Raw genomic sequence first — 15,877 nt, 5'->3', positions numbered from 1 at the left:
AGGCGTCAAGATTTTGTTACATATCAGGCGGTTCTAAGTTCCTCCGCAACCTCTTCACCGGGTCCGACCGACTCCCCGAGGATGCCGGATACGTAGTCAGTGGCCGCCGGACCCAGCTGGCGGTGAACGGCGCCGAAAAGACCGTACGCCGCACCGCTTGGCCAGTCCTGGGGCTGCAAATCCTTGGGCAGGTACGGGTCGCGGAAGAGGAATCGGCGGAAGTCACCGATGATGCGCATGCGTTCAATGAGAGCTGTCCGGCCATCCTTGGCGGCGTTGGCGGACTCATTGTCCAGGGCGGCGTAGGTCCGGATGAAGTTCTCATAATCCTTTCCGAGCTGCTCCAAATCCCAGCATCGCGCGGCAAGGTCCCTGTCCTCCCGCAGGTCTCCGGTTCCGCACCAGAGGGCGTCGACTTTTGCCTGGGGGTTCTCATCCGCAATCTGACGCACCTCTGCCATGAGGTTGTGGGGACTGAGCCAGGTGGAGGGCGAGAGTTGCCCAAAGCCATGCCATGCGAGCTGCTTGCGCAATTGCTCACGGACTGCCCGTTCGGATTCGGGGACCTGGTAAATGGCCATCGTCCATTTGCCGTCCCATGCCTCATCCCGACGGTGAAAAATTCGCTCGCGTCCCTCATCAAGTATTTCCAACATGTGCGGGGTGAGGGAGTAGACCGTCTCCCTGCCGACGCGCCGGGTCGTGAACCACCCTTCCTTGCGCAGCCTTGACAGGTTGACGCGCACGGTAGCGGCCTCGATGTCAAAGACAGCGAGCAGCGCGGTGATGTCCGCAAGTTTGACCTCGCTGCCCGCATATCGGAGATAGTCCCCGAAAAGGTCAAGGATGAGCGCTCTGGGTTTCCACTGCACGGGACCCCTCCAAATCTGTCTGCCGCCCCGGCTGTGGCCAGCTTGAGCGATGTGCAACAAGTATAAGTACGAGCAACACGCTTCCGTTACGTCCCGGCATCCAGATACATGCAACACATCTATTGACGGGCAACGAGTTAATGTTACATTTAGTTGTGGGTTAGCTCACAACAGCTCTCGCAAAATTCTCTGGACCAACCACAATGCCGTGTATCTCACCTGGAGTCCCAATGGCTTTTCAATCGCCAGCCTCATCGCCGGCACGCCCCCGCAAATCTGCGGCCGGTGTCATTTTCCTTTGCTTCCTCGCCATCGTTTTCGACGGCTACGACCTGGTCGTCTATGGCGCGATCGTTCCCAAGCTCCTGGCTTACGAGCCCTGGGGCCTCAGCCCCGTAGAAACCGGAGCCATCGGCAGCTACGCCCTGGCCGGGATGTTCATTGGAGCCATCCTCATCGGTTACCTCACGGACATCGTCGGGCGCCGGAAGATCATGATGGTATCCATCGCCTCCTTCTCCCTCCTGATGCTGTTGACTGCATGGGCGCCGACTCCGGAACTGTTCGGACTTTTCCGTTTCCTGGCAGGCCTGGGCCTGGGCGGCGTAATTCCTACGGCCATCGCTTTGACAGTCGAATTCTCGAAATCGAACCGCCGCAACTTCAACAACGCCCTCATGTTCTCCGGGTATGCCGTGGGCGGCATCCTTGCCGCCCTGCTGTCGCTGGCTTTCCTGTCCTCCCTGGGATTCCAAGGAATGCTTGCCCTCGGCGGCATCCCCCTGGTTGCAGTCGTCCCGTTGCTCTTCAAGTTTCTTCCGGAGTCCCCGGCGTACCTCGCAGCGAAAGGCGACCGGGAGGGCGCAGAGCGGATCATCTCCGATTACGGACTTGATCAACTCCCGCCCGCCCGCATTGAAGGAGATGCCCCGGAAAAGGGTCGGTTCCGCACACTTCTCACCGGACGGCTGCTTGGTGCCATGATCCTCTTCTGCCTCGCCGGCATCTGCGGCCAGACGCTGGTCTACGGCCTGAACACCTGGCTTCCCCAGCTGATGGTCATTGCCAAATACTCCCTGGCCTCGTCCCTGACCTTCCTTCTCACGGTCAACATCGGAGCCGTCGTGGGCGTCCTTGTCTCCTCCCGCCTGGCCGATAAATTCGGTCCCCGCAAGGTCACGGCCACCGCGTTCGCATGTTCAGGTGTAGCACTTGTACTCATGGGAACCGGAATAATGCCCCTGCCCGCCATGTACTTCCTGGTCGGCGTGGTTGGCTTCGGCTCCGTGGGAGCCCAGATCCTCGTCAACGGGTTCGTAGCGACCTACTTCTCCGGAGCTACACGGGCAACAGCCCTGGGAATCACACTGGGAATCGGACGCATCGGCGCCGTTCTCGCCATCTCAGGTGGCGGAGTGCTGGTAGCGGCGAATCTGGGTAACTTCATCAACTTCTCCGTCTGGGCCATAGCAGCAGCCGTTGGCGTGATCGCGGTCATGACCGTACCTAACCCCACCCAAGCTGAACGAACTCCCGGGACCAGCCAAACCCCCGGAGCAGCAGGCGTGTCAAGCGAAGTCCTCCCACACTGACCACCTGCGGAAACATCGCCGGCACGACGAATGCCGCAACTCACGGATAAAAAAGGTAGCGGGGACGGTCGCGCAGTGCACTGCGCGACCGTCCCCGCTACTTCTAAGAGACGCTTTAGCCTGGCCACTGCGCATCACGATGACCTAGGCGGGGTCAACCGCGGCACGTACCCACAACCAAAACCAGGAAGCGTGCGCCCCGCCGTTACACCGGTAGTTCCGAACCGCTTCTATTCGTCCTACTCCGGCGCCGATAACGGACCTTCTGTCAATCTATTCGCGGAGGTATTGGCGGAGTTCGGGGATTGCGAAGTCCACTTTGCGATAGCCTGCGGACTCGATCAGGCCCGCAGCGATAAGCCTGTTCCGATACTTGGAAATGACATTGGGCTTGGCCTTGAGGATGGCGCCGATCTGACCGGCGGCAGAGGGACCCTCCTGGGCGGCCATCGCGTCGAGGAACTCGCGGTCTCTGTCCCAGATGTCCGACAGTGCCGACTCGACGACCACTAAGGTGTTCCGTCGTTGGGCGGCAGCGATTCCACGCTGAACGCGGCTCTGGTCCAGTTTCCATCCTGCCTTGTCGGCTTCCAGCCAGAGGTAGTAGCCCACCAGCTGGATCAGGAAGGGATACCCCTCGATGGCTTCGGCTGCCTTGTTGATGAGGTCGGGGAGATGCCGATGCCTTCCTGGCTGATGAGCTCGCTGTACGATGCGGTGACTTCCGCGATGGCTGCTTCGTGGAGATTGATCCTGTCGGCCCGCCGCAGGAAGGTGGCAACGCCTTCATTGAGGAGGTCGGACACGGCTGACGGCAGGCCGGCGAAGATCAGGCCGATGGGCAGCCCGTCCCGGATGAAGTGCTGAACGTCGGCGGCCAGCTGGGAGATTTCCGTCCTGTCGACGGCACGTATTTCATCGATGGTGATGACGAGTCCCGTGCCTTTCGCGTCCAGCAGGCGCAGCAGTTCGTTCCCGGTCCGGCGCCAGTCCCCGGCGCGTTCCGCAGGGAGCTGGGTTGTCATACCGAACCCTGCTGCGGAAAAGCGGTGATCTTCCGCGACGAAGCTCCTTGCCCAGACGCGGGTTTCTTCGACATTCCGGTCCAGGTGCGGCTACACAAGGCGCTGAGTGTGACAGGTTTGGATAGCCCGGTCGGGCAGATACCTACTGCCACGCCTAGCGCCGCACTAGATGATAAGTTCGCGCGTGACGCCGTACGGAACTTCGTCCGAAAGCATGGCTGTGTACCTCCCGGGCTGATGACGGGTAATGAGGATTCCGTGCGTACGGGTAAGTGCCGCGACATCTTGAAGTTGCTGTACTGCAGCTTCGATTTGTTCGTCCAGCCCCCGCCGGCTCATCACGTGTATGTCAATGGTTTCAATGACGGTCGACATAGTGGCTCCTACTCTTGTGCGGTTCGACAGAATATTTGTTGCGGGCTCCGTTGGGTGGGCGGTAGCGCTACCGTGTCGTTGGGAGGAAGTTTGGTCGCTGGGCTTCGAATGACTCGATGGCGGCGGCAGCTAGTTCTGTCAGGTCGATGTCGTCAAGACCCTGCAAGAGCCGCCACTTCACGTAGTTGTCGATGTCAAAGGTGTATTCGCGTTCTGCGCAGATAATTCTCTGGTATGCGAGATTGACTGTGATTTGGAGTCCTGGATGCGTGTCAATGGCTCTCCAGATTTCCTCGACCTCTTCCTGGTTTAGCTGGGCAGCCACCAGGCCGGCCTTACCGCAGTTTCCGCGGAAGATGTCGGCGAATCTTGGTGAGATGACGACTTTGAAGCCATGGTCCATCAGTGCCCAGACGGCGTGTTCCCGGGATGACCCCGTGCCAAAATCCGCACCGGCGACCAGGACCGATGCGCCGGAGAATTCCGGCATGTCGAGTGGAAATTGGTCATGGCCACGCAGGTCCGCGAAAAGGGCATCCTGAAACCCTGTTCTACCGATCCGCTTCAGGAACTTGGACGGGATGATTTGATCGGTATCCACGTTGGTCTGTTTGAGCGGCATGGCCACACCTGTGTGCGCTGTGAACTTCTGCATGCTAGTTTCCTGTTCCGGCGGTCATCAGATCGGCTGGTGTCGAGATTGTTCCCCGGATAGCGGACGCGGCGGCTACTGGCGGTGAGACTAGATGCGTCATGCTGCGTGGCCCTTGGCGGCCTTCAAAGTTCCGGTTGGATGTTGATACGCAGCGTTTGCCAACTGGTACTTGGTCCGGGTTCATTCCCAGGCACATCGAACAGCCCGCGAAGCGCCATTCCGCCCCCGCATCAAGAAAGATCTGATGGATTCCTTCCTTTTCCGCTTGGGCCTTCACCATCATGGAACCAGGAACCACCAGCATCTGCAGACCCTCTTTGATCCGCTGTCCGGCGAGAACGGTTGCTGCAGCTCGCAGGTCCTCGATGCGGCCGTTGGTGCAGGAGCCGAGGAAGACCACGTCAACGAGGATCTCCCTCATGGGCGTCCCGGGTGCCAGGCCCATGTAGGCCAGTGACTTCTTGGCAGCGGACCTGTCACGTTCTTCCGGGAAGTCTTCGGGATCGGGGACGCTGCCTGAGATCGGCACAGCCTGTCCGGGGTTCGTACCCCATGTGACGAACGGCGAGATCAGTGCGGCGTCCAAGGTCACTTCGGCGTCGTACACCGCGTCCGTGTCGCTCGCCAGGGAGAGCCAATAGTCGGACGCTGACGCCCATTCCGCCTCGTCCGGCGCGTGGGGTTTACCCCTGAGGTACTCAAGGGTTTTGTCGTCGGGAGCCATCAGCCCCGCGCGTGCGCCCGCTTCCACAGACATATTGCAGACCGTCATCCGCGCTTCCATGGACATCTCTTTGATGGCTTAGCCGCGGTACTCGAGAACGTATCCTTGGCCGCCGCCGGTACCTATTTGGGCGATCAGGGCCAAAATGACGTCCTTGGATGTGACCCCGGGAGTCAGCTTTCCTTCAATGTTGACGGCCATGGTCTTAAACGGTTGAAGGGGCAGGGTCTGTGTGGCAAGAACATGTTCCGCTTCACTGGTGCCAATTCCGAAGGCCAAGGCTCCGAAGGCACCGTGGGTGGAGGTGTGCGAATCTCCGCAGACGATCGTCATCCCCGGCTGAGTGAGGCCCAATTGGGGGCCGACGACGTGGACAATGCCCTGGTCCTTGGTGCCCATGTTAAAGAGTTTGATACGGAAAGCCGCGCAGTTTTCACGCAGGGTCTGAACCTGGAGCCGCGACGTGAGGTCGACGATCGGCTTGTCGATCCCGATAGTGGGGACGTTATGGTCTTCCATGGCCAAAGTCAGATCAGGTCGACGAACGGTGCGGCCGGCGAGCCGCAAGCCTTCGAAAGCCTGGGGGCTGGTCACCTCGTTGACGAGATGCAGGTCGATGTAAAGAAGGTCAGGTTTGCCGTCCTCGTGGCGGACGGTGTGGGAATGCCACACTTTTTCGGCAAGGGTGTAGCCCATGAATGGGTCTCGATTCAGTAGATTCCGGTCGGAAAAGTCGTTAAGGGCCGATCAGGCGTGGCGCTGGAGGGTTTCGCTGGGCAGTTCGCTACGCATGCGGAATGCACTGGATCCCCTGATACTTGAAGATGCCCTGCTGCCCTCGTCGGCGGCCGACATCCTGGAAATGCGGAAGGAATTGGAGGCATCTCCCCGAACGTTGTGCCGCGGACGGTCTTCCTCAGGCTGCTGGAAGTTCTCGAACAGCACGCCGTTACTCTGCCGGCTGCACCGGACTGCCCCTCCCCGATGCAGATTTGAACTGTATGAGGGAATGGCAGACGCCATGGAACGGCGAGACCACGACGCCGTCATGCGGATAATGCATGAAACCAACACGGGCTCCAACCCGCAGCTCAAGCTGGGAAACGGAACTAGCCCCAGGATCTCTCCGGTAAGCGTGCCCGACCCCAGGGCGGAACCGCCCGCTGCGTCCCCTAAGCCCGGCGCTGGCCCCGTATTTCGGGTGGGGTGTTGCGATTCCGCGTGCCAGCGCCGGGAGTATGAAGATCTTGGGGCCTAGAACTTAGGTGTGTTTCGGGCAAGCTTGCATCGTCCTAAATGGATCTGAGTATGACTGCCGAGCCCTGCCCGCCCCCGCCGCAGATTCCGGCAGCACCAAACTTTCCCGGCCCCAGCTCGGCAAGTTGCCGTGCCAGTGTCCCGACCATGCGTGCGCCTGAAGCTCCGATGGGGTGTCCGAGGGCAATCGCGCCACCGCGTGTGTTGACGATATCCGGACTGACTCCGAGTGTGTGGACGGATCGGACGGCCACGGCAGCGAATGCCTCGTTGATTTCCACCGCTACCAGCTCATCGACGCGGGTGTTGGTTTTTTTGAGTGCGGCCAGGATGGCGTTCGCGGGTTGGTCGTGGAGCCGTACGTCGGGTCCGGCCACCAGCGCGTGGGATTCCACCACGGCGATGGGAGACAGTCCCAACCGTTCGGCGGCCGCGCGGCTCACCAGAACCACCGCCGCGGCCCCATCTGTGATCTGCGAGGAGTTTCCTGCGGTGATAGTCCCTTCTTTGCTGAAGGCAGGGCGGAGCTTGCTGAGTGAATCGATGGTCGTCCCTTTGCGTACTCCATCGTCATCTGCAATGAGGTCATCTCCGGCGCGCGAAGGCAGCGTGTATGGTGCGATTTCTTCGGAATGGAAAGCAATGTGGGCTGCGGCGCGCTGGTGTGAAAGGGCGGCCCAAGCATCCTGGCTGCCTCGGTCCAGTCCGTAGCCGGCGTTTCCGTCTTCTGTGGACATACCCATCGAGCGACGTTCAAAGGCGTCCGTCAGACCGTCGAACTCCAGTGTATCCACGACCCCCAGGCCGCCATATTTCTGCCCGGCCCGAGCGTTGAACACATGGGGGGCCATCGACATTGATTCTTGTCCCAGAGCTACGACGACGTCTGCCTCACCTCTGTCTATTAAGCGCTCGGCAGCGACGACGGCTTCCATACCCGACAGACATACTGCATTCAGCGTCAGTGCTGGTGCGTTCAATGGAATGCCGGCAGCTACAGCGGATTGCCGAGCAGGGTTCTGGCCAGTCCCGCCCTGCAGTACGTGCCCGGCGATTATGCTCTGGACTTCGGCCGGGTCAACACCTGCACGCCTGAGCGCAGCGGTGATGGCATGAGCGCCCAGGTTTACAGCGGGAACAGAAGCGAAACGGCCGTTGAATCGTGAAAACGGTGTCCTGGCGTAGCCGACAATAAGCGCGCTCATGCTCCTGCTCCTGCCGTCTGAGACGAGATCACTGACGTGCCGGCATTGAACAGGTGGGCATTCATGTCACTTCCAAAGGGCAAGGGCGCCATATCGAGCAGGTCGTTGGCTGCAAGTGCCAGCAATCCTGTCCCAAAATTCATGTCCTGGCTGGCTTCGACTGCGGCTGCTGCGGTGGCTTCCATATCATCACGGGTCCTCATGGTTTGTAACCTCCGCGCTGACGCGGACGTCCACTGTGCAGTGTGTGTTTGGTCTGGTTGGCGACGGGGTGCTGCGGTGGGTGAAGACGTTCAGCGCTACTACGTCGTCGGAACCGATAACCGCTTCGGTTTCTCGGCACCTGCAGCCTTGTGCGGGCGTTCAAGAAATTTAGCTTTCAATCCGCCAGAGGTCGATTCCGTCGTTGCGGTGTATCAAGATTCTGCCCTTGCCGCTGACTAGCTGTATCCATACGATCGACCCGGCTGCGTTGACGTCGTCGATCCACCCGGCTTCGGTTACCTTTGCGCCGTGCCTAAGCTCGACGAAATCTTGTCGCCACAGATACTGCCACTGCTGTATTAGACGCGGTTTGCCTCGATTGTCGGACAGATTATGCATCCGAATCCCGATTTCCATGGCGCCGGGCAGGCTGGAACTGTTTTTTTGATTCAAGTCATCTCCCTTCAGGTGTTGCTCGTATGCCACTGGATCTGCCACGCGGAGATGGCTGGCAGCCAAGATTTTGTATGGTCAGGGGGAGGGTCATTTCGGTGTTGCAGTGTTTATGGCCCTGGGCAGTGAGCGGGACTTTCCACCAGGACCCTGCCCATCGCGATTACGAACGGACCCATGATGTCCGATTTCACACGACATCTTGTCGGTCCTGTTCATGTGGTGGCACTGGCATTGCGGCTAAGCTGTGCCGCCCAAAAAGGAGGCGTGCATTTCCGCCTGCGACGGCCTCGTAGGACTCGGGGTCGAGGTGTAGTGCTTCCAGACGTTCTACGCTGTGGCTCATGGGGAAGTTGTCCCAGTCCGTGCCGAACATCAGGTGTGACGTGGGCACCAGTTCCTGCAGTATCTGGAAAGTCTCCGGGGCAAGAGCCTGTGCCATGTCGAAGTACAGTCGGGCGAATTGAGATCCGATGCCGTCAGGGATGATTTCCTTTAGGCGCTCCGGTCCGATTACAGGCCATCCCGTGAAACCAGCAATCCGGTTTACGACCATGGGCATCACCCCGCCGGCATGACAGAACACGAAACGGATGTCAGGTAGATCCCGGATAACGTGATTGACCATAAGGCTGAGAATGGTTCGGGCGGTGTTGGTAGGCCATTCCAACCAAGGGCCGGTGATGGTGCCTGATTCGTACCCGTGGGTTGCGCATCCTGAGTCGACGGGGTGCACGTAAAGAATGCTTCCGCGCCGGTTCAGCTCCTCCAGAACTGGAGTGAACCTCGTGTCACCTAACCAGGCGTTGCCGTAACTGGTAGAGACACCAAATCCGTCTGCCCCGAGCTCGTCGGCTGCATATGCTATTTCTTGCAAGGATGCCTCTGGGTCGAGCATCGGCAGTGATGCGAACATTCCGAACCGTCCAGGGTGCTTTCTCACAATTTCGGCGCTGAACTCGTTGATTCTCCTGGCTTGACTTGCGCCGCCGCCGGCACGGCCGTCGCTGGCAGCAACCGGGCCGGCATAACCGATTGCAAGGTCGATGCCGTTCTCGTCCATCTCTTCTAGTCCACGGTCAAGGCTCCACCCAGCCCGTGCTGCATAGGTTTCCGAGGGGCGGAAGTGATGATGAACGTCTACTTTTCCGGTCATACGCTTCGGGTCTTTTCCTCGTTATGGATAAGTGTGGCTGCGGAAAAGTCTTGGGCCTCGCCCAGACCGCGCACGAGCCTGAGTACGTGGGACCTGTATTCGGCGAAGCGAGGAAGGCTTTTGGTTTCAATCTGGTCCCGCGGCCGGGGTAGATCAACGTCAACGATGTCGAGGACCCGGCTGGGCCGTGACGACAGAATGACCACGCGGTCCGCGAGGTACACGGCCTCGTCGATGTCGTGGGTGACGAGGAGCACGGAAGTTCCGGTCTTCGCCTGCACGCTAAGAACCAAGTCTTCAAGGTCTGCGCGGGTCTGCGCGTCGACGGAGGCGAAGGGCTCATCCATAACAAGAACTTCAGGCTCGTACGCGATGGCTCTGGCGATGGCAACGCGTTGCTGCATACCGCCCGAGAGTTGCCAGGGATAACTTGAACCGAAGCCGTCCAACCCGACGGCGGACAGGGCAGCGTTGACTCTATCGCGTCGATCAGCAGGGGACGGGAACTTGTTCTTCAGGGGAAGGGCAACGTTGCGCTCGACCGTGTACCAGGGCATTAGTGACCGGCTGTAGTCCTGAAAAACTGCCGCCATTCGCAGTGGGGGTTCTGTGACGGCCTGTCCGTCCAATGCAACAAGTCCGCCTGATCGGTCGAGTAGGCCGCTGAGGCACCGCAAGAGTGTTGTTTTGCCGGCGCCGGAAGGCCCCACGAGACAGACAATTTCGTTTTCCCGGACATCGAAGCTAACGTCCCGAATGGCCTCCACACCTGTCGAGTAGACCTTGTTCAAGTTCTTGACGGTAAGCATTAGTGTCCTGCCTTTGATTGGTAGTGCCAGCGGAGGGATCGGTGCTCAATGAGCACGAATAGTGCGTTGAGGAGGGAGCCGAGGATTCCTAGCAGTAACATTCCAGACCACATGGTGTCGATGGTGAAGGATTGCTGGGCCTCGAGTGTAATGAATCCGATTCCGTTGGCCGATCCAGTCATCTCGGTAACGATCCCCAAAATGAATGCAAAACCCAGTGATGTCTGCATTCCGGCGAAAATTTGCGGCATTGCCGATGGTAACTGCACTGAAACGGCTCGTTGCCACCGCGTCAGCCTGAATGAGCGGCTGACGTCTTCGAGCCCGGACTCTACATTGCGGACTCCGTCTATTGTGTTGAGGAGTACAGGAAAGAAGCAGCAGAACGCTATCAAAACAATCTTCGCTACGTCGCCAATCCCGAACAGCAGGATTGCAACCGGGATCAATGCAACTGCGGGAATCGCGCGGGCGAATTGGACCGACGGTTGGAACGCAGCATCCAGGCTCCGCACCCGGCCGAGGAGCAGTCCAACAGCGATGCCGGCGAGACAGGCAATGATGTAACCCGCTATTAGCCGGACCACGCTAGGCACGATATCGGACCAGAAGTGGGCGAACAGCCACGTTTCCTGGAATGCGATGAGGATGTCCTGCAGGCTGGGGAAAAAGACTGATGTTGAGCCTGCCGAAGCGAACCACCAAGTGGCGATGATGGCGATAGGCACGAGAAGAGGGAGAAACGGTGATCGAAGTACGGTGTTCATTTTGTTATACCCCTGTAGGACACATGCCAGTGAAGCATCCGTCGCTCGCCTCGGACGAGCAACTGGTTGAGAATGAGGCTCAGTGCGCCGGCGATCATAATCACTCCATACACTGCGGGGTAGTTTCCGGCGGTCTGATATTGAGTGAGCGTCCATCCGAGGCCCGGCACTCCGGCAATCAGTTCGATGGCCACCGATACGACCAGAGCCAAGGACATCGCGATTCGTAGCCCCGTTGCCAGAAAGGGGGCAATCGTCGGGAGCGTGATGCTCTTCATCCGCTGACGGGCAGTCAGGCCGAACATTCTGCTTGCGTCAATAAGTTGTGGATCTACGGCCCGAACCCCGTACATGGTCTGGTAAAGCATGGGCCATACAACGGCCACAGCAACCAGTGTGATGGCCGTCTTGGCCACTGCTCCAAAGAGCAAGATCAGGAGAGGCAGATAGACGATAACCGGCACGGGCCGCAGGAACTCCAGTGTTCCTTGGAGCAGGCGACGCAGAATGAGTATTTCGCCCAACGCCAAACCGAGAACGATCCCGATAGCGGAGCCGATTACCAGCCCTACTGCCGCGTGTTGCAGAGTGTGTCCAATGCTCTGCCAAAGGAATGGCTCGCCAACCTGCCCCCAAAGCCAAGCGAAGATCGTTGTTGGTTGGGAGACCTCTGCGGGAAGAACACCGGACCGTGTCAATACTTCCCAAAGAACCAGGAGGGTGAGGGTTGTTCCAGTGGGAATCAGCACCCGGCGGATGCTGCGCTGGCGGTTGTCCGCCCTGCGTGATGAACCTGGGTGTTCCTTGTTCTTTGACTTTACGGGTTGCGTTCTTCCTCCCTCTCGGGCCGTGGCTGTAGTAGTCATGGTTGCCGCGTTCCCTACTTCGAAGTCCACAGGATGTCATCGGAAGATGGGACCTGCTTTTCGTAGCCGTACTTCACGAGCAGACTAGCCCAGGAATCAAGATTCTGTGCCGTGATTTCGCTGGTGTAGTGCGGGAACGGCGAGTCTTTGATGGCTTGAGCCGTCTCACCGGAGGCTCCGGCTTGCTTCACCGCCAGGTCCTTGATGGCTTCCGGGTTGGCGTTCGCGAAGTCGGATGACTCCTGCATGGCCGCTACGAACTTCTTGACAGCTTCCGGGTTCTTTTCGATAAAGGCAGTCGACATCTGCATTATCGTCGCGACACTTTGTTTGTCCTTCATCGCCAGCGCCTGCGGATCACCCAGCCGTTTGAAACCGGTGGAGATGAGCTGGGTGGCGAACGGTTGGGTAGTGAAAATAGCATCCACATGGCCTTCTTTGAGGGCCGTCACCTGATTCGGGAATGTCAGCTGGACGTAATTGACCTTCTGCGGGTCCCCGCCATCAAGGGTGATGGCCTCATCCATCGCGGCCTGCCAGGTGCTCTTCAGCGAATTGAGAGCGACAGTCTTTCCTTCAAGGTCTTTGAACGAGGAAATAGTCGTATCCGGCTTGGCGATGGCCTCGTAAAGGGTACGTCCATTTACCTCGTTGTCCGCAGCCACGCCGCTGACTACCTGAACCTGAAGCCCCTTGCCGACTGCTGACAGAGTGCTCGTCACTGAGCCAATCCCAACATCCAACTGCCCGTTCAAGAGTGAGGCTACCTGGTTGGCGCCAACTTGAGGAGCGGATATGAACTCGATATCGATGCCCTTTTTCTCAAAGACACCGTTCTGCTCTCCCAGAAGGAAGGCCAGGTTATCGGAGGCCGCACTTGGCTGGACAACCTTGATTACCGATCGTTCATTATTGGGCTCTGCGGTGCCGGCTTCTGCGCCACAACCGGCGACGGTGCCGGTAACTGCCAAAAGCATCATGGTGACCAACTTGGTCCTGGTGGTTAGCAACATCTGAGTAGTTCTCCTGGCTAGTAGCGCGACATGGCTGCTGTTAAATCTGAATCCAGTCTGAGTGCTCTGGATCACGTTGTCAACGGTTAAGTCGATAATTTTACGCTTGTGTAGGTATCGGTGTTTCCGAACGTGCCCTCAGTCCACACGCCGGGGGACACTGGTGATCCCAAGGAGGGAAAGGGGCTAAGCGGCCATCTACTGGCAGCCGCGAGACCGGGCTGAGCGGCGCTGCCCTACAGCTTGGACAGTTGGTTGGAGGAGACACGAGCGGAGGCATCCTGGCACGCAATTCGGCTTTGAAACCCCCAGAGCTCATCCTGACAACTGACCCGAGAGGGCGGCGACGCGCCTATCGGGGACGTTCTGCTCGAGCCCTTAGGAGGGGTTTCCCTTTAGGTCCGCAGCAGCGCCAGGCTTTGGGTCCTTCCCATAAATCCATGACGGGCGTCATTGCAGCCGTACGATCGGAAAGTTCAAAGGTTGTCCGTAAAGCTGGTCACGGTCATCGCCTGAGGGCTTGAGGGCCATCAGGTGTATAAATTCGCCGGGTGTCCGCAGGTATAAAAACGAAAAGTATGAGAGCCGGGCTCCCGGCCGGATTGGTGGCTGAGGCACTCAAACTACAGGCCAAATTATGCCGGTGCCTCTTCTTTGGGGCCCTAGGGTACATGCTGCGGCCCGGCGGGGTTCTCTTTTGCCTTGACCTGGAAGGGGCACGGTTACGACGCCGTAGTCATAACCGTGCCCCTGAATGTGGTCAGTTTGAACGGGCCAGATGGAATCGTTCATCGAGCCATTTTTCGAATATCACCGATGCAGCCTCGTACCCTGTCGGCTCATCAGCTGATAAAGGTTGTCCAAAGTGCTGGCCTCGAACCGACATCCGGGTCTTGTCGGTGGCTGGGATTGCTCCGAACATGCGGTCGGCATCATGGCTGTAAGCAGCCTGGTCACCGGAAAACTCGATGTAGAGGGTAGGAATATGTATGCCGGCTGCACAGCGTTCGAATTTTGCGTTGGAACTCAGCCCCGACCACGTAGACAACCACGCCTCGGGCGTGGTCAAGCGACCAAATCCTACCAACCCATAGTTCGTCAGATCGGGCCGACGTCCGAAAAGGGAACCATACGGGCGGTCGTTGGGGTCGAGCTGAAGCGCGACGTAGCGGGGGTCGGCATCAGTTCGATAGGTCGTGATGATACGCGGGGCCAGCGCTGCCCTACGATCCCTTGGGTCCTCAGAAGCGGCGAACTTGATTCGCGCCTCAGCCGCCTCGGCCGCTCGCTCCTTTGCAACAGAGTCGATGTGCTTTATCCGGCGCAGTTGGGCCTTGCGGTACTCGGTAAGGAAATCCTCAGAATACGACGACGAGGTACCCGGGGCGGCAAATCCGTTCGCTGGATCAAACAAGTCCAGTTCGGGAATGATCGACATTGGGTCAGCATCATCAGCCACTGAGGGATCGATGCAATTCAACAATACGATGCCCTGCCCTGGATGAGGCGCGAGGAAAAGGGCGCCGTCTGGGACAGGCATCAAGGCGCCGGCTAGCGAAATGGGCCTGCCGGACGGCGTTATATCATGCCGGACGGCCGGCTCCATCGCAGCCTGTTCAATGTAGTAAGCCATGAGTGTTCCGCCACCGGAATGTCCAAAGGTCAACAGGGAGTCAAAACCCAAGTCCCGCAGGAATACCTGGCCGGCAGCCACGTCGAGAATTGCCTGTTCGTGGATGAGGTTGATGTCGTTGTTGGGTGACCGCGTATCTTGCGTCCACACCGACAGTCCCATGCGGAGGAAATAATCGATCATTGGGTGATGGGCGAGTTGCTGACGGGGATGCATCAGGGTCACCACGGTTCGGGAGCCGTCCACCTTGTGCAGGGCACCAAAAACGGTTGCGCCATCGAATGTCTTCAGCTGATGAAGCGTAGTGATGACACCTTCCGGCCGATCAATACCCTTGACCTCACGTCCGGCACCCAATCGGTCGACTGCATGCTCACTGGACATCTAGCGTCCTCAAATCTGGATCAGCGACGGTGGCGGGCTCGATTCGCAGTACGTATTTGTCCCACACCGCAACTCGCCCACCACGGATCGCCGCTACCGAGCTGTACCACACGGCGTTACGGCATCCTGTGGCATTGCGATCGATGACGATAGCTTGTTCCGCGCTTACTTCGTAGTAAGGTCCGCGCTTATACACGGTGACATCAGGGTCCTTGGCAGCAACCTCGGCAAGAGGACGAAAGTCGTCAACGTCAAGGACGAACAGTGTGGTTCTCATACAAACGACTCCTCGGCTGGTTCGTCCGCGTACCGCTCTGCGATGAGGTCGGCCTTTAGCTGGAAGAAGCGGCCCAGGCTGGGTTTGTCCTCTTCCACGACCGCGATGAGGGCATCGGCGCTGAGATTCGCATCGATGTCGTCTTCTGCAGTAATGGCCCGCAACGGTCGGGTGATCTCAATCAAATATCCATTGGGGTCTGTGACATATATGGACTCCACTGTTTCGTGGCGCACCTGAAGTTCGCACTTCCAGTCACTTCCGTCTAGCCGGCGCCGGTACTCGGCAAGGTCTTCCTCTGTATCGACGTGGATGGCGAGGTGACGTGCGCGTCGAAGAATCTCGGGCTCGTTGTCGTCATGGTAAGCCTCCACTCCAAAGTAGTAGAAGAATGCCAGGCGGTCCCCTTGACCAATGTCGAAGAAGAAGTGGATGAAGTCAGGGTGCTGCTCGGGGCCCCATCCGAGTGCACAGGTTGCGTGCACTACGGGGAAACCCAGCACGTCCCGGTAGAAGTGGATGGTCGCCTTCGGGTCGTACGTGGGGAATGCAGCGTGGTCGACTCCGCGTACTTTGTGAGACAAGGTCATGGGATGACTCCTTTCGTCTG

Annotated in this window: 17 protein-coding genes and 1 pseudogene; 1 reads left to right on the top strand and 17 read right to left on the bottom strand. The window is 58.8% G+C overall.

Annotated features, from left to right (window positions below; genetic code table 11):
• Positions 1 to 23 precede the first annotated feature (23 nt).
• On the bottom strand, positions 24 to 872 hold the full coding sequence (locus NG698_RS09015; protein WP_252609343.1) for a PaaX family transcriptional regulator: 849 nt from the start codon (positions 870 to 872) through the stop codon (positions 24 to 26).
• Between the two features lie 230 nt (positions 873 to 1,102).
• Here NG698_RS09015 and NG698_RS09010 point away from each other — a divergent pair, with 230 nt between their 5' ends.
• Complete coding sequence (locus NG698_RS09010; RefSeq protein ID WP_252609341.1) at positions 1,103 to 2,464, top strand: MFS transporter; 1,362 nt, start codon at positions 1,103 to 1,105, stop codon at positions 2,462 to 2,464.
• A gap of 273 nt (positions 2,465 to 2,737) precedes the next feature.
• On the opposite strand, the gene NG698_RS09005 is transcribed toward NG698_RS09010, so the two are convergent.
• From NG698_RS09005 to NG698_RS08930, 16 genes and pseudogenes are all read right to left on the bottom strand, one after another.
• Positions 2,738 to 3,076 (bottom strand): DUF8462 domain-containing protein, encoded by a 339-nt coding sequence (locus NG698_RS09005; protein ID WP_252609339.1) that lies wholly within the window; start codon positions 3,074 to 3,076, stop codon positions 2,738 to 2,740.
• An 8-nt stretch (positions 3,077 to 3,084) separates the two neighbouring features.
• On the bottom strand, positions 3,085 to 3,489 hold the full coding sequence (locus NG698_RS09000; protein WP_252609338.1) for a hypothetical protein: 405 nt from the start codon (positions 3,487 to 3,489) through the stop codon (positions 3,085 to 3,087).
• Positions 3,490 to 3,654: 165 nt separating this feature from the next.
• Positions 3,655 to 3,864: a hypothetical protein gene (locus NG698_RS08995; protein ID WP_252609337.1), complete on the bottom strand. Its 210-nt coding sequence runs from the start codon at positions 3,862 to 3,864 to the stop codon at positions 3,655 to 3,657.
• Positions 3,865 to 3,931: 67 nt separating this feature from the next.
• Complete coding sequence (gene leuD, locus NG698_RS08990) at positions 3,932 to 4,519, bottom strand: 3-isopropylmalate dehydratase small subunit (RefSeq protein WP_252609336.1); 588 nt, start codon at positions 4,517 to 4,519, stop codon at positions 3,932 to 3,934.
• Position 4,520: 1 nt separating this feature from the next.
• Positions 4,521 to 5,939 (bottom strand): annotated as a pseudogene (gene leuC, locus NG698_RS08985) (3-isopropylmalate dehydratase large subunit).
• Positions 5,940 to 6,535: 596 nt separating this feature from the next.
• Positions 6,536 to 7,705: an acetyl-CoA C-acyltransferase gene (locus tag NG698_RS08980; protein WP_252609335.1), complete on the bottom strand. Its 1,170-nt coding sequence runs from the start codon at positions 7,703 to 7,705 to the stop codon at positions 6,536 to 6,538.
• Complete coding sequence (locus NG698_RS08975; RefSeq protein WP_252609334.1) at positions 7,702 to 7,890, bottom strand: hypothetical protein; 189 nt, start codon at positions 7,888 to 7,890, stop codon at positions 7,702 to 7,704. The genes NG698_RS08980 and NG698_RS08975 overlap by 4 nt, the downstream gene beginning before the upstream one ends.
• 187 nt (positions 7,891 to 8,077) lie before the next feature.
• Complete coding sequence (locus NG698_RS08970; RefSeq protein WP_252609332.1) at positions 8,078 to 8,362, bottom strand: hypothetical protein; 285 nt, start codon at positions 8,360 to 8,362, stop codon at positions 8,078 to 8,080.
• A 190-nt stretch (positions 8,363 to 8,552) separates the two neighbouring features.
• Positions 8,553 to 9,518, bottom strand: coding sequence for an amidohydrolase family protein (locus NG698_RS08965; protein WP_252609330.1), 966 nt, complete (start codon positions 9,516 to 9,518; stop codon positions 8,553 to 8,555).
• On the bottom strand, positions 9,515 to 10,327 hold the full coding sequence (locus tag NG698_RS08960) for an ABC transporter ATP-binding protein (protein ID WP_252609329.1): 813 nt from the start codon (positions 10,325 to 10,327) through the stop codon (positions 9,515 to 9,517). The genes NG698_RS08965 and NG698_RS08960 overlap by 4 nt, the downstream gene beginning before the upstream one ends.
• A complete protein-coding gene (locus tag NG698_RS08955; protein ID WP_252609327.1) occupies positions 10,327 to 11,094 on the bottom strand; it encodes an ABC transporter permease in 768 nt (255 codons plus the stop codon). The genes NG698_RS08960 and NG698_RS08955 overlap by 1 nt, the downstream gene beginning before the upstream one ends.
• A complete protein-coding gene (locus NG698_RS08950) occupies positions 11,091 to 11,960 on the bottom strand; it encodes an ABC transporter permease (protein ID WP_252609325.1) in 870 nt (289 codons plus the stop codon). Before NG698_RS08950 ends, NG698_RS08955 begins: the two co-directional genes overlap by 4 nt.
• Before the next feature lie 14 nt (positions 11,961 to 11,974).
• Positions 11,975 to 12,973, bottom strand: a complete 999-nt coding sequence (locus tag NG698_RS08945; protein WP_252609323.1) for an ABC transporter substrate-binding protein — start codon at positions 12,971 to 12,973, stop codon at positions 11,975 to 11,977.
• A gap of 760 nt (positions 12,974 to 13,733) precedes the next feature.
• Positions 13,734 to 14,990, bottom strand: a complete 1,257-nt coding sequence (locus NG698_RS08940) for a hypothetical protein (RefSeq protein ID WP_252609321.1) — start codon at positions 14,988 to 14,990, stop codon at positions 13,734 to 13,736.
• Positions 14,980 to 15,267, bottom strand: a complete 288-nt coding sequence (locus tag NG698_RS08935; RefSeq protein ID WP_252609319.1) for a hypothetical protein — start codon at positions 15,265 to 15,267, stop codon at positions 14,980 to 14,982. Before NG698_RS08935 ends, NG698_RS08940 begins: the two co-directional genes overlap by 11 nt.
• Complete coding sequence (locus NG698_RS08930; RefSeq protein ID WP_252609317.1) at positions 15,264 to 15,857, bottom strand: VOC family protein; 594 nt, start codon at positions 15,855 to 15,857, stop codon at positions 15,264 to 15,266. The genes NG698_RS08935 and NG698_RS08930 overlap by 4 nt, the downstream gene beginning before the upstream one ends.
• Between the last annotated feature and the right edge of the window lie 20 nt (positions 15,858 to 15,877).

The organism is Pseudarthrobacter raffinosi (genome assembly GCF_023913735.1).
Classification (GTDB): domain Bacteria; phylum Actinomycetota; class Actinomycetes; order Actinomycetales; family Micrococcaceae; genus Arthrobacter; species Arthrobacter raffinosi.
Note: the sequence above shows the minus strand (reverse complement) of the source record. Positions and strands in the feature narration are given on the sequence as shown.

Coding starts and splice junctions, on each gene's coding strand:
- NG698_RS08995 (WP_252609337.1), bottom strand. CDS start 3,864: ATGTCGACCGTCATTGAAACCATTGACATACACGTGATGAGCCGGCGG.
- NG698_RS08950 (WP_252609325.1), bottom strand. CDS start 11,960: ATGACTACTACAGCCACGGCCCGAGAGGGAGGAAGAACGCAACCCGTA.
- NG698_RS08975 (WP_252609334.1), bottom strand. CDS start 7,890: ATGGAAGCCACCGCAGCAGCCGCAGTCGAAGCCAGCCAGGACATGAAT.
- NG698_RS09000 (WP_252609338.1), bottom strand. CDS start 3,489: ATGACAACCCAGCTCCCTGCGGAACGCGCCGGGGACTGGCGCCGGACC.
- NG698_RS08955 (WP_252609327.1), bottom strand. CDS start 11,094: ATGAACACCGTACTTCGATCACCGTTTCTCCCTCTTCTCGTGCCTATC.
- NG698_RS08945 (WP_252609323.1), bottom strand. CDS start 12,973: ATGTTGCTAACCACCAGGACCAAGTTGGTCACCATGATGCTTTTGGCA.
- NG698_RS08960 (WP_252609329.1), bottom strand. CDS start 10,327: ATGCTTACCGTCAAGAACTTGAACAAGGTCTACTCGACAGGTGTGGAG.
- NG698_RS08935 (WP_252609319.1), bottom strand. CDS start 15,267: ATGAGAACCACACTGTTCGTCCTTGACGTTGACGACTTTCGTCCTCTT.
- leuD (WP_252609336.1), bottom strand. CDS start 4,519: ATGCAGAAGTTCACAGCGCACACAGGTGTGGCCATGCCGCTCAAACAG.
- NG698_RS09010 (WP_252609341.1), top strand. CDS start 1,103: ATGGCTTTTCAATCGCCAGCCTCATCGCCGGCACGCCCCCGCAAATCT.
- NG698_RS08930 (WP_252609317.1), bottom strand. CDS start 15,857: ATGACCTTGTCTCACAAAGTACGCGGAGTCGACCACGCTGCATTCCCC.
- NG698_RS08940 (WP_252609321.1), bottom strand. CDS start 14,990: ATGTCCAGTGAGCATGCAGTCGACCGATTGGGTGCCGGACGTGAGGTC.
- NG698_RS08980 (WP_252609335.1), bottom strand. CDS start 7,705: ATGAGCGCGCTTATTGTCGGCTACGCCAGGACACCGTTTTCACGATTC.
- NG698_RS08965 (WP_252609330.1), bottom strand. CDS start 9,518: ATGACCGGAAAAGTAGACGTTCATCATCACTTCCGCCCCTCGGAAACC.